This is a genomic window from Cyclobacterium qasimii M12-11B, assembly GCF_000427295.1.
Taxonomy (GTDB): domain Bacteria; phylum Bacteroidota; class Bacteroidia; order Cytophagales; family Cyclobacteriaceae; genus Cyclobacterium; species Cyclobacterium qasimii.
Genome location: NZ_ATNM01000123.1, coordinates 1 through 20907, shown reverse-complemented (window position 1 = coordinate 20907; position 20907 = coordinate 1). Strand labels below are relative to the sequence as shown.

Genomic DNA, 20907 nt, shown 5'->3' with positions numbered 1-20907 from the left:
AAAGCGACACCGTTACTACTTTAAATGGTGTCGGCTTTTTTATATTTCAGTCGTCTACTCGCATTTATTATTGCAGTTGCAATTGGAGTAATCACCTATCCATCCAAAAATGCCAACCTGTTTCAGGTATTGATAAGGTAGCACTGGAAGCATATAAGTAATTGTTGCCCTTTATAGGGTAATAATGCATGTTTCTGGCTTGATTTACATTTGAATTATGTCCATAGAAATTCATCATCTATCAAAACGTTTTGGGGACCAGCAAGTCCTCAATAATGTAAGCTTCCAGGCAAACCCCGGACAGGTGTTGGGTTTTTTGGGACCAAATGGTGCTGGGAAATCGACCACGATGAAAATCATAACTGGTTTTCTACAGGCTGATTCAGGTGAAGCCTTGGTCAACGGCATTTCGGTGAAGCAGCATCCCATAGCTATCAGCAAATTGATAGGGTATCTGCCTGAACACAATCCTTTGTATGATGAAATGTACATCCCCGAGTTTTTATCTTTTATAGGGGGGCTTTACCAGATGAAGAGAAGTCTGCGCATTGAAAGGGTGAAAGTTGTGATGGCACAGTGTGGGCTTACTGAAGAGCGACACAAAAGAATAGGTAACTTGTCTAAAGGTTACAAGCAAAGGGTTGGCTTGGCTAAAAGCCTGGTGCATGACCCTGAAATTATTATACTGGATGAGCCTACCACGGGCTTGGACCCAAATCAACTGGTAGAAATCAGGCAACTTATTAAAGATATTAGCAAAAATAAAACACTTGTTTTGAGCACCCATATCATGCAGGAAGTTGAAATTCTGTGTGACAAAGTAGTTATTATTAATAAAGGCAAGGTAGTGGCACAAGATTCTCTACAAAACCTTAAGGCATCCGCAGGAAAATCTGTAGTTTTATTAGAAACCGAGGAGACCCTGCCGGAGGAATGGTTAAATGGCCTTTCTTACAATACATTAGATAGGAAAGGACCAGGATTAATGGCTTTCTCATGTAAGGATCCTAAAAAATTAAGACTTGAGATTTTTGAAATGATTCAAAAGTATAACCTAAATTTGATAAGCATCAGGCAAGAAGAAAAAAACCTGGAATCAGTCTTTCACAGCTTGACCCAAAGTTAAAGATATGTACAGTCTGTTTATAAAAGAAGTCAATGCTTTTTTCAGCAATCTGTCTGCCTATCTGATTACTTCCATTTTTTTAATTTCATTGGGTTTGATAGTTTGGGTGTTTCCAGGCACTAGTGTTTTGGACTATGGCTATGCTGATCTAGATCCATTGTTTAGTTATACCCCTTTTGTTTTATTTTCTTGCTGCCAGCCATCACCATGAGAATGGTAGCTGAAGAGCGGAAAACGGGCACCTGGGAATTGCTAAAAACTTCCCCATTAAAAAATTACCAAATTGTTGTTGCCAAATACCTGGCCGCTTTGGTGCTTTTGTTCTTCTCATTGATTCCCACACTAGTCTATTATTTCAGTATCGTTCAATTGGGAGATACAATAGGGAATATTGACAGTGCAGGTTTTTTTGGTGCCTATATCGGTTTGTTCTTAGTCGGAGCATTGTTTGCTGCAGTGGGCTTGTTTAGTTCCTGCATTACCTCTAATCAAATCGTTTCCTTTGTTGTAGCAGTGTTTTTATCCTTCTTGCTTTATGGAGGGATAAGCGCTTTGGCGGTATTGGCTTCAGGCGATTTAGCAGTTTTATTAACTGGATTGGGTACAGATTTTCATTATGAACAAATGGGTAGAGGGGTTATTGTTTCTGAAAACATTTACTATTTTTTGGGAATGATACTTTCCTTTTGGTTTGTTCATGGATTTTGATCAATAGGGATGAATAGAAAATACAGCTCCCTATTATTTGGGATATTCGCTTTAGTGCTGATATGGTTTTTGGTTGCCAATCTAGAGAAATGGTGGTCCTTTAGACTGGACATGACCGAAGAAGGGAAATACAGCATAGGTCAGGCTAGTCTGGATGTGTTAGAGGACATGGATGGCCCATTGGAGATAGATGTCTTATTGGCTGGAGATCTCCCTCCTGGTATGGTTCGTTTTCAAAGAAATATAGAACAGATACTAAAAACTTTCCGCTCCTATAGCCGGGAGGAGATTATTATCAATTACCTGGATCCACTTCAAATAGCTTCTGACAGTAGTGAGCGATATATTCTAAAACTTGCGGACTATGGCATTAACCCCACCAATTTGCATAGTAATCAGAATGGGGCTCAGTCTACGCAGCTTATATTTCCAGGCGTTGTTTTGAGGTCTTCTACCAGAGAGATTGGTGTGCTGTTATTAAAAGGAGAATTGGGTATGGGACCCGAGGAAACCCTGAACTTATCCATAGAGAATCTTGAGTTTGAGATTGGGCAGGCGATAAAGCGTTTGTACACGAGGAACAAGCGGGCTATAGGGATAATTATCGGGCAGGGCGAGATGGATGAAGATGAGGGCTATGGTATGGTGGAAGCGCTGAACGAAGATTTTGAAGTGTATAAAGTACCATTTGACCAAGCCAAAAGTGTTGAAGACCTATTGACATTTGAGGTGTTGATCGTGGCAGGTCCCAAAAAAGCCTATGGAGTGAGAGAGAAATACCTGCTGGACCAATTTTTAATGTACGGTGGTAATGTCCTGTTTCTGATGGATGAGATGGCCGTAAACCTCGAAATGGCTGGAGGGAATGGTACAGTGGCCATGCCTTTCGACACAGGATTGGATGACTTGCTTTTTCGGTATGGCGTTAGGATCAATAAGGACCTTATTCAGGATTTAAATTTCGGATACTACCCAGTAGTTTCAGGAGAATATGGCAATCAACCTCAGATAGTGCCTTTGCCATGGCCTTTTTATGTACAGGCAGGAAAAATGGCGAACCATCCCATCACGAAAGGTTTGGACGTGGTTGAGTTTCGTTTTGTAAGTTCTATTGATACGGTTAAAGCGGATAATGTCATAAAAACTCCTTTGATTTTCTCAAGCGATTACACCAGAAGAGAAAGTGCACCGGCCAGAGTTGCCTTTAAAGACATGGCCGTTGAGCCCGATGTAAGAGCGTTCAATAGCGGAAGTCTCCCATTGGCTTATTTATTAGAAGGGAAGTTTACTTCCTTTTTCAAAAACCGTTTTGTACCAGATGAATTTGATAAAAATAAGTTTCTACCTGAAAGCAATGGAGGGAGGATTTTAATCACCGGAGACGCAGATGTTATTAAAAGTTGGATTCACCCCCAGGACGATCAGCCTTTGCCTTTGGGTAACAATCCATTTGCTGAAAGTAAAACGGCGAATAGAACTTTCTTACAGAATACCATAAATTACATGGTGGCCCCTAATGGGATAATTGCAAGTAAGTCCAAGAGTTTTGAAATCAGGCCGCTAAACAAAGTGAAAGTAAAACAGCAGAAATCGATGTGGCAGGTAATCAATGTTGTGGTTCCTGTGATTGTAGTTATACTGATTGGCTGGTTCAAACAGTTTCTTAGAAAAAGAAAATATGCTAAATGATGGGGATTCAAGCCGATTTTCAAAAATCAATTTAATTTTATCCTATCAAATCAAAACCTAATGAGGGCATTTGTGATTTTATTTATAACTTTACCCTGTTAAATCCATCGAAATTAAAATTTATGCCTTATTTGGTTATAAGCAATGACTAAAAACGCTAAATTTGTCGTTACTTAATTGTATCGTGGATTCTACGATAATTTTTAATGTGACTGAATTATAAAAAACATACATATGAAATTTATTGTTTCTTCTTCCTCACTTTTGAAGCATCTCTCCGCAATAAATGGGGTGGTAACAACAAACCCTGTTGTGCCAATTTTAGAGAACTTTCTTTTTGAAATATTGGATAGCAAGCTTACGGTAACGGCTTCTGATTTGCAAACATCAATGATGACCGAAATTGAGGTGGAGGCAAAGGAAGACGGCAATATTGCAGTTCCTGCAAAAATATTGATTGAAACACTTAAAAATCTCCCAGAACAACCTGTTACTTTTAGTATCGATAAGGAGACCTATAGTATAGAAATCAGTTCTGACAATGGGCGATATAAATTGGCTGGAGAAAACGCTACTGACTTTCCACGAATCCCGAGCGTAACCAATGCTTCTACTGTGGAAATGTCGACAGATGTTTTGAGCAGTGCGATTGCCAATACGATATTTGCGACAAGTAACGATGAGTTGAGACCTGCCATGACAGGGGTGTTTATTAACCTCAGCAGTACCAACACTACTTTTGTTGCCACGGATGGACATCGTTTGATTCGTTATAGAAGGGTTGATATCGCCTCCCCTGAGGCTACCAGTATCATTGTTCCAAGGAAAGCCTTAAACCTTCTTAAATCTACACTTCCAACTGAGAATGTACCAGTAAGTGTTGAGTTCAATGCGAGTAACGCCTATTTTAAGTTCAACAATATCAAGATGATTTGTAGACTAATTGATGAGCGTTTCCCAGATTATGAAAACGTAATTCCTGCGGACAATAACAATGACATGGTGATCAACAGACAAGAGTTTTTGGGCTCTTTAAGAAGGATCGCAATATATGCCAATAAGACTACGCACCAGGTAAGATTGAAACTTACAGGTAGTGAATTACAGATCTCAGCTGAAGACCTGGACTTTTCTAACGAAGCCAACGAAAGACTTTCCTGCGAACACGAAGGAGAGGATATAGAAATTGGTTTCAACGCTAAGTTTTTAGTAGAAATGCTAAACAATATTTCAGCGAAGGAAGTGACAATGAAATTTAGTGCGCCAAATAGAGCTGGTTTGATTTTGCCTTCTGATCTGAATGAAAATGAAGACATTCTGATGTTGGTTATGCCAGTGATGTTGAGTAACTACGTATAAAAATTCAATCTTTTTAAATATTGAAAGCCCGGTTTATCCGGGCTTTTTTTGTGCTTTTTTTTTATAAACTTGGGTGATTTATTACCAGGGATTTCAGCCACCTTCTCAATCACTTCTTCAGAAAAGCAGATTGAATTTCCATATCTCCTCTAACTCGTTGCGGAATAAAGCCGGCTAAAGTGTTGTTAGAGAATTTGACCTAGCCCAATAATACCTGGCCTAGTGTATCAATTCAGGGCATAGATCAATTTTATTCATCTCAAAAACCAACTCTAGCAAGTAAACTATTTTTCGTTTGGATAAGTCTAGCATGAAATTTGAACTTTTCCTTTGAATATTTGTCTGAAAACAAACCAACTATAGTTATGAATAATCTATCTGATAAAAAAATAGCTTTAATTACTGAAAATGGATTTGAAGAAATAGAGTTCACCTCTCCGAAAAAGGCCTTGGAAGATCAAGGGGCAATTGTGGAAGTCATTTCCCCAAATAAAGGAAGTGTTAAGTCATGGAAGGATGGAAATTGGGGAAGAGATTTTAAGGTTGATAAGACAATAGAAGAAGCCAATTCCGACGATTACCATGCTGTACTCATTCCTGGAGGAGTCCTGAATCCGGATAAATTGCGTACCAATAAAAAGGCCATTCAATTCATTAAAGGTTTTTTCGCCAAGGGTAAACCGGTTGCTTCCATTTGCCATGGGCCTCAGGTATTGATAGAGACAGGGGCATTGGCAGGTAGGAAAATGACTTCTTTTCCATCCATAAAACAAGACATCATCAATGCAGGAGCAGAGTGGATTGATCAGGATTGTGTTTGTGATCAAGCTTTGGTTACCTCAAGATCTCCAAAAGACCTGGAGGCATTTAATAAAAAGATGATAGAAGAAATTGGAGAAGGCAAACATGAAAGTCAGAAAACCCTATAAGCAACCTATTTCTAAGTTTAATTTAGAATTAGAAGGTAGATCATGTCTGTCTCTTGTATCAAACGCTTCAAATACTATGAAATCGAGCTATAACGGCTTTATTTGGTTGCTTGTGATAAGCTTGCTTCTTGGGTCCTGTCATACCGAAAAGCTTTTCAAGGGTAAAAATCCGTATGAGAATTATGCTGATGCCTTAAAAAACACAGGGCTTGAGGAGTATAAAATTATTCAACAATGGATGAGCAATGGGCAGGTAAATGCCGCAGGTAATTTAAAAACTCAAAATTTGCCTCACTCCGAAATGGTCTACTTCGATCCTGCTATGGCTGAGGCAGTGTTCTGGTTATATGAAGTAGAAGAGGGAAGCAAGGTCTCGATTAATGTGAATGCAATCGGGGATAGTAGCACTGTTTATTTTTTAGATGTGTTCAGAAATTCAATTAGTGGTTATTCATCCCATGTTTACTCAAAAGATCAACAAACGATAGCGTATACCGCACAGGAAAATGAAAATCATTTATTAAGAATTCAGCCTGAACTACTGGGAGGAGGGATGGTTGAGGTCAGTATCAATGTCTCAGGATCCATTGCTTTCCCTATTTCTAATATGGATGCGCGTCAGATTTCGAGTTTCTGGGGAGATGCAAGAGGAGGAAGCCGAAGGCATGAAGGAGTTGATATATTTGCTAAAAGAGGCACTCCCGTGCGTGCAGTGGTACCTGGAAGGGTGAATAGATCTAGTCAAAATCGATTGGGGGGAAAGGTGGTCTGGCTAAATGGTGGTAGTTATAATTACTATTATGCGCACCTTGATAGTCAGCTGGTAAGTATTGGACAAAGTGTAAAGGTGGGAGACACCTTGGGATTGGTAGGGAATACGGGCAATGCCATAACTACGGCTCCTCATTTACATTTCGGGATTTACAGGAAAGGAAGGGGCGCTAAAAATCCTTTGCCCTTTTTACAGTTGTCGAAAAAAACAGAAGAAATTATTGTCTCCGATACGGTATTATTGAAGAATTACGGGGTTTTTTCTGCGCAAGCTGGGAATTTACGTGCTTCTCCTGCACTTAATGCCAAAATTATTGGCACCTATTCAGAAAACACTTATTTCGATATCATGGGCAAAAGTGGTGCATGGTTTAGAATAAGATTGCCAGATCAGACAATCGGTTTTGCACACGAGACTATCCTTAGTATAGTTGAAAAAGATAGCCCTGAAATTGAGATTAAAGCCGTTGATTTGGTGTTTCAGGATTGGATGAAATCCTGGCCAATACCCACTGACTATTTTATCGGTAAGGGAAATGTATTGGGCTATTTTAAGGACATGGCCTATGTTCAATTAAAAACAGGCCCAAAAATATGGATGCCTGTAAAATAACGTTTATCCCTGGTTTTAATTGGTAATTAGTAATCGTAATCGCTTTGCGCATGAGCAGGGTTTTGCCTTCTAATGGGTGAAATATCCTGGGCCCTTCCATAGATTTATGGTAATCTAGGGAAGGGCCCAGTTTAGTCTTGTTAAATAGCTTAGTGGCTAAAAGGAAATCTTAATCTCTTTTACTTCTTATTTACTTCCACATTTGTAAACCAGATGATTTTTTCTCCATTTTTCATCCCATGATCAAGGGCTATTTTAATACCGCCAAAATCTTTCTCATTCTCCCAGGTGAAAGCTCGGCCTTCTGCAGCATTGCCTTTTCTGAAAACCCATTCTTTGATCATTTTATTGTCGTCCACATAGACGTCATAAGCATCTCCAGGTGTGTAGCCATCTTCATTGTTGTAAAGTATGGTGAGTTTGGTTGTCGTTTCGTTGTTGATAGGAGAGCTTTGTCCCTCAGTTATTTCTGTAGTAAAACCTTCATCCCATGCCAATTGAAAAGGGAATAAAAGCCAGTATTTGTCATTTATAAATTTATGATCAATGTCTTTATTTTGATCAGATTTTTCTGAAATAAGATACGTTGCGCTGGTGTCTGCATCTGAGTAGCTAACCTCTCCTTTTACAAGGTCCCACTTCCAGTCTCTAACCATCACAGTAGCACTGTCTCTTCTTACATTCCAGGTATAAGAAATCGATTGAACCTCATCCAATTGATCATAACCATAGGCTTGAGCGATTTGCATGGGAAGGGTGTCAGTGGCCACACTTTTGTCATTTTCACATCCTACTAGGACAATCATGGAGAACAATATTGAGTAAAGCGCCTTTTTCATTTTTTATTTGTTTTGGTCAGTATAGACTAATGTAAGCATAAAACACCAGCTACAATTAGCGGTAGTTCTTTTTATTGTTTATTGTGGAGCCATTGGTACTTTTTCCCAGGAAAAGCTTTAACAAAACCAAGGAATTCTAAATTGAGAAGCTTAACAGCCAGTGTACTAATGGGTAGATTTAAATCATGGCTTAGCCAATTTACTTCTACTTCTTTTTTGTCAAATATCCTTTCCAGGATTTTTGTCTCAAGTGGGTCGAGTAAAGAGGTGTCAGGGAAAACCTGCTGGGCCAATGATTCACCTGAATTTAAATTCCACGACAAGGAATCCACGATTTCTTTGGAGCTCATGTATATTCCAGCTTTCATATTTCTGATAAGGTCATTGCAACCTTCACTGTATTTAGACTGAAGGTTTCCCGGTACAGCAAAGACTTCTCGGTTATAACTGTAAGCTATTTCAGCCGTAATCAGAGCGCCTCCTTTTTTAGCTGCTTCCACTACAACTAGAGCATCCGCCAACCCAGCAATGATGCGGTTTCTTTGGGGAAAATTACCAGGACTCATTTCTGTTCCGAGTTTGTACTCGGTCAGTAAGCCCCCATTCTCTTTCATTTGTTCAGCTATTTTCTTATGAATCGACGGATAGATGGTGTTGAGGTCAGAACCCATGACGCCTATGGTAGGTAGATTTCTAGCTATGGCGGCTCTGTGTGCTTCTACATCTATTCCATAGGCAAGTCCACTGATGATGGTTGGTTGAAACCTCGACAGTTCTTCTGTAATTTGTTGCGTTACATTCTTGCCATATTTAGTGGCTTTCCTAGTGCCTACAATTCCCACTGTTCTTTCTGGGTTGAGGCTTAAATTACCTCTACTAAAAAGAATAGGAGGACTATCAGGAATGGCTTTTAACCGACCAGGGTAATTATCCTCCATGAAACAATGAATTTGAATTTCATGCTGGTTTGCGGCATCTATTATCTTTTCTGCCTCGGTAAGGTAGCTGGTTCTTTGTTTTCTGTAAGCAAGCAACTTGGGGCCAATGCCCTGAATTCTTTCTAGTTTGCCACGGGGTAAATTGAAAAATGCTTCTGCCGAGTCGCAGTGTAGGATGATTTTCTTGTAAATACTAGGACCTAGTTTGGGGATCAAACTGAGTGCTACCTGGTATAGGTAGTCCTTATTCTGTATGCTGTTCATTCAGATTATTTTTGATTTCTGTCAAAAAACCTCTGATTTCATTTAGCCTTTGGATCATTGCTGCTTTGTCCTGAACCTTATGCATATCCCTTTTAATAATCTCTTGGGCACCTGTGAGCGTGTAACCTTTTTCTTTTACCAGATGAAAAATCAACTGAATCTTTTCAATGTCGTCTATGGTAAATCTGCGGTTTCCTTTTTTGTCTTTTTTGGGTTTGATGATATCGAATTCCCCTTCCCAATACCTGATCAGTGAGGTAGCAACCTTAAATCTCTCAGCCACTTCGCCGATGGAATAATATTTTTTTTCGATATCTTTTTCTTTGTATGGCAATTCTTTGGTATTTTTTCAATCAAAAATATAAAAATTATCCCTTATATAGAAAACAATTGCCTCTAATAATTCTATAAAACCTACTAAACTTCTTTTATATCAAAAAAGCCCTTTCCCCAAATAGTGAGGAAAGGGCTTTTCTTATTGGTTTTAATGATTTATGAAAGCGATTGATTTTCTCTTGAGGCCAGTTCCAGAATTTTATCAAATTCGGTTGGTTCCAGGTCTTTAAAGAAGTAATTGACAGGATTGACGTATTTGCCCTCCTTCATTACTTCATAATGAACATGGGGAGCTGTTGAGGAGCCTGTATTGCCTACAGTACCTATTTTATCTCCTCTTTTAATTTTGTTCCCAACTTTCACATTGAAATCATTCATGTGTGCATACCTGGTTTTAAAACCAAAGCCATGATCTATAATGATAGACTTGCCATAGCCTCCAAATTCTGTTCTTACCTGTTCTACCACTCCATCTCCAGTAGAATAGATCGGAGTGCCTTTAGGTGCAGAAAAATCTATACCTGTGTGCATCTTCTTCACCTTAAGAATAGGATGTAGTCGTATGCCGTAGCCTGAAGCAAGCCTCTTTAGTTCTTCATTGTGAATTGGCTGAATAGCAGGGATAGAAGCCCAATACTCCTCCTTGTTGAGTGCCGTTTCAGACAATTCATTGTAGGATTCCCATTGAATGAAAAGCTGTTTTTTAATGTTTCTACCTTGTTGGCAACAGATATTATCATTTTGCCCTGATTAAGGCCTTTTTCTTTTATATCTATAAATCTATCAGAACCGCCATAACCCGCATTCCTGACAGAACTTGGAATGGGTTCAGATTCGAAAATAACGCGGTATAGGTTATCATCTCTTTCCTGAAGGTCACCCATCATGGTATTCAATTGAGCTACTTCCTTCTCAAGAAGTTCATAATAGAGGTTAAGCTCCTTGTTTTCCCTTTTCAGAATCAATTCTTTAGGACTGTCAAAATAATAATGGAAAACGATAAGTATTCCGACAGCTAATATTGAAGACAAGGATAAAAATCCTAATACACCCAGTGTTACATCCCATTTGCTCTTAACATACCTTTCGTATTTGCAGGTTTTGGGATCGTAATAATATTTTATTCTACTCATTTAACAAATAGTACGTTAAAACTTCTAATTTTGTAATCCGAAAAAACCCAGGAGATTAAGCTACTTTGTAGGGAAGTAGATAGTTGGGAGTTTGGTTACAAAGATAATTCAAAAACTTTAAATATTCCAAGTAATTCATTCTAAGGTAAATAAACATGAATTCCAAACAAATAAGAAGCCATTTCATTGATTTTTTTCAATCTAAAGCGCATCAGTTTGTTCCATCTGCTCCAATAGTTGTGAAAAACGATCCAACATTGATGTTTACCAATGCTGGAATGAATCAATTTAAGGATTATTTTTTAGGGAACGAAAACCCAGATCATATTCGGGTTACTAACAGTCAAAAGTGCCTTAGAGTTTCCGGAAAGCACAATGATTTGGAAGAAGTAGGTGTAGACACCTATCACCATACCATGTTCGAAATGATGGGCAATTGGTCCTTTGGTGATTATTTTAAAAAGGATGCGATCAATTGGGCATGGGAATTATTGACTGAAGTTTACCAATTGCCTAAAGATAGGTTGTACATCACTGTTTTTGGCGGTGATAAGGACGATAAGTTAGAAGAAGATAGAGAAGCTTTTGGCTATTGGGAAGAATTGGTAGACAAGGACAGTATTCTTTATTGTTCCAAAAAAGACAATTTCTGGGAAATGGGAGAGACCGGTCCTTGTGGGCCCTGCTCAGAAATTCATTTCGACATGCGGTCTTTGGAAGAAATTCAAAAGACACCTGGAAGGGAACTGGTCAATGAAGACCACCCTCAGGTTATAGAAATATGGAATTTGGTTTTCATGCAGTACAACCGATTTGCAGACGGACATTTAAAAGAATTGCCTGCAAAGCATGTTGATACTGGATTGGGCCTTGAAAGATTGGTGAGGGTAATCCAACAAAAGTCTTCCAACTACGACACTGATTTATTCGCACCATTTATAGCTAAAATGGAAAATATATCAGGCTTCACTTATGGGAATTCTGAGAAAATAGACATTGCATTTCGTGTAATTGTAGACCATATAAGAGCGATATCCTTTACCATTGCTGATGGACAGTTGCCATCTAATAACAAAGCAGGGTATGTGATCAGGAGGATTCTAAGAAGGGCTGTACGCTATGGCTATACTTTCCTGGACCTCAAAACACCATTCTTGTTTCAATTGGTGCCTGTATTGGCAGAGAAATTTGGGGAGTTTTACCCGGAAATAAATTTGCAGCAAGAATTTATCGGCAAAGTAATCCAGGAAGAGGAGTTGGCATTTTTGAGGACCTTGGATAAGGGACTGAAAAATCTTGAAAACATTCAAAAGTCATTGGCAACCAAAAATGAGAAAACCATTTCAGGAGAGGTGGCGTTTGAGTTGTATGATACGTACGGATTTCCATTGGACCTTACTTCATTGATCGCAAGGGAAAATGGCCTTAGCGTAGATGAAAAAGGCTTTTCAGTAGCGATGAAAGCTCAAAAGGACAGGTCGAGGTCAGCATCTAAACTTGAGACTGGTGATTGGATCAATGTGAATGATGAAGAGAGCTCTGTATTTGTAGGCTATGATACTTTGAGGGCGACGGCTCAAATTATAAAATACCGGAAGATCAAAGATAAAAACAAGGACAGGTTTCAGCTGGTCTTGACAGAAACCCCCTTCTATGCCGAAAGTGGTGGACAAGTAGGGGATACTGGGATCCTTTCAAATGAGGAAGAAAGCATTGTGGTTGTAGATACCACAAAAGAAAATGACCTGATTGTACACTGGGTAGAAGCATTACCTAAAAATCCAGAGGCAGACTTTACGGGAATAGTAGATGCTAAAAAGCGTGGTTTGATTAAAAGTAACCATACTGCAACCCACCTTTTACAGTCTGCATTGAAGCAGGTGGTCGGAGATCATGTGCAACAAAAAGGGTCGCTGGTAAATGATAAAGTTTTAAGGTTTGACTTTTCTCATTTTGCTAAATTAACACCAGAGGAAATACTTAAGGTGGAAGACATCGTTAATAGTAGAGTAAGGACAAATATCCTGCTGGACGAGAAAAGAAATGTGCCAATAGATGCAGCGAAAGCAATGGGTGCAACGGCACTTTTTGGAGAAAAATATGGAGAGCAGGTTCGGGTAATTACTTTTGACCCTTCCTTTTCTGTTGAATTGTGTGGGGGAACCCACGTAACTTCCACAGGCGAAATAGGAATGTTCAAAATTATTTCCGAAAGTTCAATTGCTGCAGGCGTTAGGAGGATAGAGGCGGTGACAGCTTCTGGAGCTGAAGAGTATGTTAGACGGCAGTTTGAGCTTTTAGAAAACATCCAGGAAACGCTAAAGCATCCCCGGGATATTGTGGCAGCTATAGAAGGATTAATGACTGAGAGGGCTTCTTTAAGGAAAGAAATCGAGGGATTGAACCTAAAAGCTACCGATGAAATAAAAGAAACGTTAAAAAGTGAGGTAAAATCCTTCAACGGTTACAACTTAATATTAGGATTGATTAAATTGCCTAATGCTGAGGCCTTAAAAAAGCTTTCTTTTGAATTGAAAAATGAAATTGAAAATTTAGTAGCTGTATTGGCAGCAGATATTAATGGCAAACCTCAATTAGCAATTGTGGTAAGCGATTTGCTTGTAAAAGACAAAGGTTTACATGCAGGCAAAATGGTGAAGGAATTAGCAATTGAGATCAAAGGTGGAGGAGGAGGTCAGCCCTTTTATGCAACAGCTGGAGGGAAAGATTCCTCAGGTTTGCCCAATGCTTTGGATAAAGCTGAAACGTTGCTTCACCAGGCCTTAAAATAATTTAGCGGAATTCAATTTTGTCATGGGCAATGCCCTGATATTTTGAAACGATAACTGTAATAATTTAAAGATGATTGAAGAGAAGTCCACTACCTTAACGGCAGAAAACCTCAAGAAAAAGTACGAGATGGTGATAGGGCTGGAAGTCCACGCACAGTTGCTTACCAAAAGTAAGATGTACACTTCTGATGCCAATAGCTATGGGAAGATGCCAAACACCAATATATCGGTGATTACATTGGGACACCCTGGTACCTTGCCTAAAGTAAATAGAAAAGCGGTAGAGTTTGCTGTGAAAATGGGATTGGCATGTAATTCTTCTATTACAAGGAGAAATGTATTTGCCCGTAAAAATTATTTTTACCCTGATTTACCAAAAGGATACCAATTGACACAGGATAAAAATCCTATCTGTGTAGGTGGTTTTGTCCCTATTACTTTGAGTAGTGGGGAGAAAAAAGAGGTGGCACTAACCCGAATCCATATGGAAGAAGATGCGGGTAAGTCCATGCACCTGGCAGGAGAAGTGGATACCCTCGTTGATTTCAACAGGGCTGGTGTACCATTGATAGAAATAGTGACAGAGCCTGATATGCGCTCTTCAGAAGAAGCCTACAATCTCCTTTCAGAGATTAAGAAATTGGTCGTCTATCTGGATGTCTGTGATGGTAACATGGAAGAAGGTTCTTTGAGATGTGATGCGAATGTTTCGGTGAGACTTAGAGGAGATAAAGAACTGGGTAAGAAGGTGGAAGTGAAAAACATGAACTCTTTCCGAAATGTGGTAAGGGCTGTTGAGCACGAATACGACAGGCAAATTGGATTACTTGAAAAAGGTGAAATTATAATTTCAGAGACCAGAACTTTTGATGCGACGACTGGACTTACAGCAAGCATGAGAACCAAGGAAGACCTTAACGATTACAGGTATTTCCCAGAGCCGGATTTGAGTCCGGTAGTTATTTCTGAAGAATGGTTGTCTTCAATTAAGGCTGAGCTTCCAGTTCTGCCCCGTCAATTATTTGACAAGTTTGTAAATACTTACGGACTTCCTGAATACGATGCAGGAGTATTGACCGACCAAAAGGAAATAGCTTTATGGTTTGAGTCGTTGTGTAAGGAAACCAATAACTTTAAAGCAGCTTCAAATTGGATGATGGGTCCAATTAAGTCGTATTTAAATGAATTGACATTAAAGATCGAAGATTTCCCTTTAAATGAATCACAAATCGCTGCATTGATAGCCTTGATCGATGAAGGGAAAGTAAGTTATACAGTAGCGTCTCAAAAAGTTTACCCTGAGTTAATCGCTCACCCGGATAAAACACCATTTGAGATAGCTAAGGAATTAAATTTAATTCAAGATAGTGATGAGGATTCGATAAGACCTTTGATCGAGGAGGTTTTAACCCAGAATGCAGCAAAAGTACAAGAGTACAGGTCTGGAAAAAAAGGGCTTATGGGCATGTTTATGGGGCAGGTAATGAAAAAGTCTCAGGGAAAAGCAGATCCCAAGGTTGCCAGCAAAATTTTAACAGAATTATTGGATAATTGATTTTATGAGATTCTTAACCAGAAGTGTATTTTCGATAATGTTGTCAACCATGCTGCTATATGCATGTGGAGAAGGAAAGCAAGAAGTATTTGACGGCAAAGTAACCATCTCCGGGAAATTGAAGAATATCCCAGAGGGAGATGTAATCCTATCCCAATATGATGTAGACAAAATCTCAGTCCTTGATACCTTAGAGATTGGTAAAGGTGGTACATTTAGCCATGAGCTTACTGTAGACAATCCTAATTTTTATGACCTTGATTTGTTTGGCGAAAAGACTATTCGATTGGCTTTATTTGAGGAGGATGTTGAAATAAAGTATGATTTTGAATCTGAGAAGCTTGATGTTACTGGTTCTAAAGACAGTGAGTTATTATTTAATATAGATGAGCTGACTGTAAAATATCAGGAAGAGACCAATGAGTTGAATTCCGCTTTTTACGAAGCAATGACAGCGAAAGACCAAGACAAAGTTCAGGAAATCCGTGAGCAGGCGATGGTTATGGGAATGAACCATGCGGAGAACGTAAAAGATATAATTTCAAAAACGGAAGGAAGTTTTGCTGCATTGGCAGGATTAGGAATGTTGGACCCTGGAGCAGATTTTAATTTTATGGACAGTGTGGTAGTTGCTCTTGGAGATAAATACCCTGACATGAAATTAATTAGTACATGGAAGCAGGAGTTGAATGAAATGAGAGCCCTTTCTATTGGTCAGCCGGCACCTGAGATTTCACTCCCCAACCCTGAAGGAAAAGTTGTAAACCTTTCTGATTTAAAGGGTAAATATGTGATGATTGATTTTTGGGCTGGATGGTGCAAACCTTGCCGTGATGAAAACCCAAATGTGTTAAGACTCTATAACCAATACAAAGAAGATGGATTTGAAGTGTTTGGTGTATCTCTTGACAGAACCAGAGACATGTGGACAAAAGCTATAGCAGAAGATGGTTTGACATGGACTCAAGTATCTGATTTGAAATATTTCAATTCAGAGGCAGCAGCCAAGTATCAAATTAATGCGATTCCTGCAACTTACTTGCTAGATCCGAACGGTAACATTATTGCCAAGGATTTAAGAGGTAAATCTTTGGAAAAGAAATTGTCTGAAATTTTCGATTAAATTGTGTAATTACCGTTAAAAAAAACTTTCATACATTACGATATATAATGATATATTAGCATTTTGTATGAATACATCATCAATTCATAACATTTTGTGCGTTTTAAGAAATTATTACCTATAATTGAGGATGTTTACTTAAAAAAGACAGATTGTTAATTTTGATAAATATAAATTGAAACCAACATTAGTGCCGTTCATTACTTAAATTGTGCAGATTAAAGAAAATCAAACTATCTTAAAAAAAACACTTAAATCAATCATCTACTACATCGTAAAAATCTTGGGAATTATGGGGCCATTTAAATTAAAACCCATCCTTATACAAGGTTTTTACAATTAACTTAAAAACCATTCAATTCATATGAAAAAAAGGAACCTAAAATTCCCCTTTACACGGTCATTGACTGTAATGCTATTTGTCTTATTAGCTATGGGAGCTTGTAAAAGCAAGAAAAAAGTGGTTGAGGCCCCGCCTGCACCTGTGCCAGTTGAAGAGCCTGCACCAGCCCCAAAACCAGCACCACAGCCATCAGCTGAAGAGGTAGCAGTTGGGAAATTAGAAAATTACTTCAATGCAGTAGCCAATGCTTCAAGTTTGCAAAGTGCTAACAATACAATAAGAGAAGCGTTAGGTATGTTTTCTAATCAAAATACGCCTGTTCTAATTGTGATTCATGAAGAATCCGGAAGGAAAGATTATGATGAGCCTACTACCATTGAAAGGTATCTTAACTATCTTAAAGACACCAAGAAGAACCTGAACTTTATCAGCGATATCAGAATGGATGGATCCGGAAAAGTTACCGAATTAGAATTAAGAAGAAGATAATTTAAAAAACTATAGAAAGTAAGTTATTATGAAAAAATATATTTTATCCCTGCTTATCTTTTTCCTGGCAACAAGTATTTCCGTTTTCGCACAGGATGAGAGCATCAGCCCACAAAGAAAGCAAGCAATTGACTCTCTTGCCTTAGAAAAAGTTAAAGATTTAAGTAAATACATCAGTATCATCGGAAGTAAAGAAACACAGTTTTCTGAAGCTACCAGGGTAATGGATAGAGCTGAAGAGCTTTTCGCTCCTGATGCTGAAATGGGTGTTTCATCTGTTAATACCAATGAGGTTGCTTATTACAAAATCAGAAGGTATTTTGAAAGACTAATGGCTTTGAATTACGACAGGGTGAACATCAGCTGGTATGATATTCATTATATCTCTGACTTGGAGAGACAGCCTGACGGAAGGTACGTAGGCGTTATTACGATCTACCAAAGGTTTGAAGGAACTTCACAAGAAGCAGGGTTGAACTACAGAGATACCACTAAAAAGGATATTACAATCTATGTAGAGAAAAAGCAGACTCAGATTTCAGGTAGAACCATTGAATTCTGGGATGTGTTGTTGGGAGATGTGAGAGTGACTGAAACATCAGCATGAGAATAGTATTTGTTACGTTAATTACCATAATCTTATCAAATTTTTTCCGCGCCGGGGCAGACTTTCAATAGCTCCGGCCGGATTGTTGATGATGGCAGGTTTGCTGCCGCTACCAAACAAGTCAACCAATTTTTCAGAAGATTTAATGCAGAGGAAAGCAAAGAAGGAGATGTAAGATATTACCCAGGAGATGAGAAATACCACGATCTCGCCCTGAGGAAGTCTTTTATTAATATTCTCTTCGATAATGAAACCTCTGGGATTAGCAATGACCTAAAAAGAGATTTTATAGGTTTTGTAACATCCGAAACCTACCCCCAATATCTCAACTTCCACAGAGGAGAATGGTTTGCAGAACTTAATTCTGTTTTCACTTATAATGGAAAAAGACAGGATGTGGTACTGTTTTTGAAGTTACAACCTCAAGGATTGGGATACGAGTGGGTCATAGAGAATGTAAACTTCCCTCCATTTAAAGCCGCGTTTGATAAACCCAAAGGCGACGAGAAAAAATTTCTTCACCCTTTAAGTCATGAATTGGGTTTTATGAACCTGAGGAGGGCTATCGTAGACAATCCTAAACCGGAGTCTTACACTCCGGATGGTTATGAACCAGATTACCTTACATTATTTCTATTTGAAATAAAAAGTAAAAGGCTGAAATTTGAAACAGTGAAAGATACCAAATTCCACTTTTTTCAAATTGATAAATGGTATTTTGAGTTAGGACAATTCAATAGACCTGGTTTTAATACTGGGTGGTTGATTGCCAATTTGATGAAATTGGAGGAAGGCGATAAAGAAATTATATTGAACTACATCTATGACAGGGATTAAAGTAAATGCATTTCTCCTGATTTTATTTTTTGTTATGCTCCAAAAATCCTGGCTCAGGATCTTGGAGGATACACCAAACAGGAGATTAAAGATTTTAGCCAGCAGGCAGAAGATCAAGTCCGTTTCTTACAATATTTTCTTAATACCGTCGGTAGTGGTGAAACCTCTGCCAGGGATAAAGATGTTATCATTAGGGAAAGCTATAAAAAAATCTTCCGGGATGAGAATGTACAGATAGAAGACGATTTGCTACTTGATAGGCAGGTTATTACCAATAAAAGTGTAGTAGCTTATTTAAAAGACATTGAGTTTTTCTTCAAAGATGCTGCTTTCGAGTTTAAGATAAAGGAGGTAAAACCAAAGGTAAATGATAACGACGATCTGTTTTTTGAGATATCGTTGGATAGAACACTTACTGGTTTGGGTCTCGAAAATGAAAGCATAGAAAACACTAAGCGCCGCTTTGTAGAAATCAATCTGGACAGGAATTCAAACGAACTGAAAATTGCGAGTATTTATACGACCAAGCTAAGTCGAGATGATGAGCTGTTGGAATGGTGGAGTGGCCTTTCTCTTGAATGGGAAACACTGCTAAGAGAGAAATTTGCTATTACTGATGATTCTGTTCAGCTTGATATGTTGTACAAAATATCGGCACTAGATACCCTTGATCTATCAGGCAATAAGTTGCTGGTAGATATAGCTCCTATACATGTGTTTAGGGATTTGACCTATGTAGACATTAGTCACACACAGATTCAGGAATTGAGCCCAATAAGCAATATTACATTTCTTTCTTATTTGGATATATCCAATACGCCAGCTGTTGATATTCAATTTATCAAATATTCAGATAAGCTGAAGTACCTTGATATCTCAGGTACAAAAGTGACCAATATCGATGAACTAACCAGTCTCAAAAACCTACAAACCTTTAAAGCCTCAAAGGCGCCATTAAGAGGGTTTGGGGTATTGGAAAGCTTTACCCAGCTTGAAACGCTGGACCTTGAGGAAAGTGGTTTCAATAATATCGAAAACTTAAAAAACTTATCTCAACTAAAGGAATTGAATATACGAGGAAACTACCTGATCAACTTTGGGTTTTTGTCTGAGTTGAAACAATTGGAGGAAATCAACCTTGAGGAGACTAATATTCTTGACCTGTCTCCTTTGGCTTCTTTACCTTCACTTTGGCGGGTAAATATCAACGGTACAGAAGTGAGTCAGCTAGACCCAATAAATGGATCTAAATCCGTAAAAAGGATATATGCAGACCGAACCAGTATTTCTGAAAATGCTGCAGATATATTTGCGAGAAACAATAGAGGCATTCTACTAATACATATGGTGGAAAACCTTCAGACCTGGTGGCAAACACTTCCTGATGGTTGGAACCAGGTTTTTGTAGAAAAATTACCAGCACTAGGACAAGGTAAACCCACAATTGAAGCCCTTTCTACTTTGGTGAACATGGACTCCTTGAATTTGGACAATAGCAAAGTGGTAAATTTAAGACCTGCACTAAAGTTTAAAAGTGTTACTTTCTTATCATTTGAAAACACCATGATAGAAGACCTTTCTCCATTGGCAGAAATGAAAAATTTGTTGCACATTAATGGAGATTTTAGCGCAGTTACCAACGTTAAAGCATTACAGGAATTAACGGGTCTAAAGCGGCTTTCTTTTCAAGGGACCAATATAGAATCCGTTGAGCCACTTAAAAGTCTTCCTTCTTTGGATTTTATTAATCTGGACAATACAAAAGTGCCAGAGTGGGATGTGCAAGAGCTTGCTGGTTTATTGCCACAAACCAATGTGATATTTAGAACGGAAGCTTTGTTATCCTGGTGGGAAAATTTGAATTCTGATTGGAAAAGCTTATTTTCAAGGTACTATGACCTGGAAGAGCATCCCGATACCTGGGCATTGCATCAAGCTACTTCTAGTGTTAAACTTGAAATTGGTGGGGATAACATTTTAAATTTAGAACCCCTTCTAGTCTTCTTTAATATAAGAGAATTACAAATTAATAATGTTCCGCTCCAAGATCCATCAGCCATTGCCAGGTTAGAAAAGCTTGAGGTACTTGAAATCACAGAGTCTCCTTTTAGAGATTTGACAGTTGTAACGCCTCTGTCAATGCTTGAGACACTAAATGTATCCAATACTGCTGTTAGTGAGCTTGAGCCTATAAGCAATCTTAAAAGGCTAAAGCATTTGAATTTGTCTGGGACCAATATATCGAATCTTAAAGGCCTTGAAATGCTGTATGACCTTCGAACATTGGATATTGCCAGTACTGGGGTGAGAAGTGTGAAGCAAATCACCCATCTTCTTAATTTGGAAAGATTGGTTTGTTTTAATACCAGGCTTAGTTCACGAAGTGTTGAGAAATTTCAAAACGAATTACCAAACTGTGAAGTGCGGTATTATTAGAGTATAAAAAACATATAGGC

General features: G+C 38.5%; 15 protein-coding genes and 2 pseudogenes. 13 read left to right on the top strand and 4 right to left on the bottom strand.

Annotated features, from left to right (window positions below; translation table 11 throughout):
* Window positions 1-217 precede the first annotated feature (217 nt).
* The 6 genes from gldA to ADICYQ_RS14600 all read left to right on the top strand — a co-directional run bounded on the left by gldA (window position 218) and on the right by ADICYQ_RS14600 (window position 7195).
* Window positions 218-1126 (top strand): gliding motility-associated ABC transporter ATP-binding subunit GldA, encoded by a 909-nt coding sequence (gldA, locus tag ADICYQ_RS14625; protein WP_040416475.1) that lies wholly within the window; start codon window positions 218-220, stop codon window positions 1124-1126.
* A gap of 189 nt (window positions 1127-1315) precedes the next feature.
* Window positions 1316-1834 carry an ABC transporter permease gene (locus tag ADICYQ_RS14620; protein WP_316929313.1) on the top strand — a complete coding sequence of 173 codons (519 nt, stop codon included), beginning with the start codon at window positions 1316-1318 and terminating at the stop codon, window positions 1832-1834.
* Window positions 1835-1843: 9 nt separating this feature from the next.
* Entirely contained in the window at window positions 1844-3523 is a 1680-nt protein-coding gene (gene gldG / locus ADICYQ_RS14615) for a gliding motility-associated ABC transporter substrate-binding protein GldG (RefSeq protein WP_040416473.1), read from the top strand.
* A gap of 234 nt (window positions 3524-3757) precedes the next feature.
* Window positions 3758-4882 (top strand): DNA polymerase III subunit beta, encoded by a 1125-nt coding sequence (gene dnaN / locus ADICYQ_RS14610; RefSeq protein WP_020889415.1) that lies wholly within the window; start codon window positions 3758-3760, stop codon window positions 4880-4882.
* A gap of 365 nt (window positions 4883-5247) precedes the next feature.
* Window positions 5248-5811 carry a type 1 glutamine amidotransferase domain-containing protein gene (locus ADICYQ_RS14605; RefSeq protein WP_040416470.1) on the top strand — a complete coding sequence of 188 codons (564 nt, stop codon included), beginning with the start codon at window positions 5248-5250 and terminating at the stop codon, window positions 5809-5811.
* A 76-nt stretch (window positions 5812-5887) separates the two neighbouring features.
* Window positions 5888-7195 carry a M23 family metallopeptidase gene (locus ADICYQ_RS14600; protein WP_020889412.1) on the top strand — a complete coding sequence of 436 codons (1308 nt, stop codon included), beginning with the start codon at window positions 5888-5890 and terminating at the stop codon, window positions 7193-7195.
* A gap of 179 nt (window positions 7196-7374) precedes the next feature.
* Here ADICYQ_RS14600 and ADICYQ_RS14595 read toward each other — a convergent pair whose 3' ends face one another.
* The 4 genes and pseudogenes from ADICYQ_RS14595 to ADICYQ_RS14580 form a co-directional block, all read right to left on the bottom strand.
* The gene (locus ADICYQ_RS14595) at window positions 7375-8034 is read right to left on the bottom strand and encodes a hypothetical protein (RefSeq protein ID WP_040416467.1); all 660 of its coding nucleotides are present in this window, start codon (window positions 8032-8034) and stop codon (window positions 7375-7377) included.
* 71 nt (window positions 8035-8105) lie between these two features.
* A complete protein-coding gene (dprA, locus tag ADICYQ_RS14590) occupies window positions 8106-9236 on the bottom strand; it encodes a DNA-processing protein DprA (RefSeq protein ID WP_020889410.1) in 1131 nt (376 codons plus the stop codon).
* Window positions 9217-9570, bottom strand: a complete 354-nt coding sequence (locus tag ADICYQ_RS14585) for a MerR family transcriptional regulator (protein ID WP_020889409.1) — start codon at window positions 9568-9570, stop codon at window positions 9217-9219. The genes dprA and ADICYQ_RS14585 overlap by 20 nt, the downstream gene beginning before the upstream one ends.
* Window positions 9571-9728: 158 nt before the next feature.
* A pseudogene (locus tag ADICYQ_RS14580) lies at window positions 9729-10705 on the bottom strand (peptidoglycan DD-metalloendopeptidase family protein).
* A gap of 155 nt (window positions 10706-10860) precedes the next feature.
* Between ADICYQ_RS14580 and alaS the strand changes: the two are divergent.
* The 7 genes and pseudogenes from alaS to ADICYQ_RS14545 all read left to right on the top strand — a co-directional run bounded on the left by alaS (window position 10861) and on the right by ADICYQ_RS14545 (window position 20887).
* The gene (gene alaS, locus ADICYQ_RS14575; RefSeq protein WP_020889406.1) at window positions 10861-13497 is read left to right on the top strand and encodes an alanine--tRNA ligase; all 2637 of its coding nucleotides are present in this window, start codon (window positions 10861-10863) and stop codon (window positions 13495-13497) included.
* A 70-nt stretch (window positions 13498-13567) separates the two neighbouring features.
* A complete protein-coding gene (gene gatB, locus ADICYQ_RS14570) occupies window positions 13568-15052 on the top strand; it encodes an Asp-tRNA(Asn)/Glu-tRNA(Gln) amidotransferase subunit GatB (RefSeq protein ID WP_020889405.1) in 1485 nt (494 codons plus the stop codon).
* A gap of 4 nt (window positions 15053-15056) precedes the next feature.
* The gene (locus tag ADICYQ_RS14565) at window positions 15057-16175 is read left to right on the top strand and encodes a TlpA disulfide reductase family protein (protein WP_040416464.1); all 1119 of its coding nucleotides are present in this window, start codon (window positions 15057-15059) and stop codon (window positions 16173-16175) included.
* Between the two features lie 364 nt (window positions 16176-16539).
* A complete protein-coding gene (locus ADICYQ_RS14560; RefSeq protein ID WP_040416461.1) occupies window positions 16540-17007 on the top strand; it encodes a hypothetical protein in 468 nt (155 codons plus the stop codon).
* Between the two features lie 28 nt (window positions 17008-17035).
* Window positions 17036-17614, top strand: coding sequence for a hypothetical protein (locus ADICYQ_RS14555; protein ID WP_020889401.1), 579 nt, complete (start codon window positions 17036-17038; stop codon window positions 17612-17614).
* A pseudogene (locus ADICYQ_RS14550) lies at window positions 17611-18451 on the top strand (hypothetical protein). The gene ADICYQ_RS14555 and the pseudogene ADICYQ_RS14550 overlap by 4 nt, the downstream one beginning before the upstream one ends.
* 246 nt (window positions 18452-18697) lie before the next feature.
* Complete coding sequence (locus ADICYQ_RS14545; protein WP_020889399.1) at window positions 18698-20887, top strand: leucine-rich repeat domain-containing protein; 2190 nt, start codon at window positions 18698-18700, stop codon at window positions 20885-20887.
* Window positions 20888-20907 lie beyond the last annotated feature (20 nt).

What these genes read in the sequence shown, in the direction of transcription:
- ADICYQ_RS14595 (WP_040416467.1), bottom strand. Translation starts at nt 8,034, where the DNA reads ATGAAAAAGGCGCTTTACTCAATATTGTTCTCCATGATTGTCCTAGTA.
- gldA (WP_040416475.1), top strand. Translation starts at nt 218, where the DNA reads ATGTCCATAGAAATTCATCATCTATCAAAACGTTTTGGGGACCAGCAA.
- gatB (WP_020889405.1), top strand. Translation starts at nt 13,568, where the DNA reads ATGATTGAAGAGAAGTCCACTACCTTAACGGCAGAAAACCTCAAGAAA.
- dprA (WP_020889410.1), bottom strand. Translation starts at nt 9,236, where the DNA reads ATGAACAGCATACAGAATAAGGACTACCTATACCAGGTAGCACTCAGT.
- ADICYQ_RS14605 (WP_040416470.1), top strand. Translation starts at nt 5,248, where the DNA reads ATGAATAATCTATCTGATAAAAAAATAGCTTTAATTACTGAAAATGGA.
- dnaN (WP_020889415.1), top strand. Translation starts at nt 3,758, where the DNA reads ATGAAATTTATTGTTTCTTCTTCCTCACTTTTGAAGCATCTCTCCGCA.
- ADICYQ_RS14565 (WP_040416464.1), top strand. Translation starts at nt 15,057, where the DNA reads ATGAGATTCTTAACCAGAAGTGTATTTTCGATAATGTTGTCAACCATG.
- ADICYQ_RS14560 (WP_040416461.1), top strand. Translation starts at nt 16,540, where the DNA reads ATGAAAAAAAGGAACCTAAAATTCCCCTTTACACGGTCATTGACTGTA.
- ADICYQ_RS14555 (WP_020889401.1), top strand. Translation starts at nt 17,036, where the DNA reads ATGAAAAAATATATTTTATCCCTGCTTATCTTTTTCCTGGCAACAAGT.
- gldG (WP_040416473.1), top strand. Translation starts at nt 1,844, where the DNA reads ATGAATAGAAAATACAGCTCCCTATTATTTGGGATATTCGCTTTAGTG.
- ADICYQ_RS14600 (WP_020889412.1), top strand. Translation starts at nt 5,888, where the DNA reads ATGAAATCGAGCTATAACGGCTTTATTTGGTTGCTTGTGATAAGCTTG.
- alaS (WP_020889406.1), top strand. Translation starts at nt 10,861, where the DNA reads ATGAATTCCAAACAAATAAGAAGCCATTTCATTGATTTTTTTCAATCT.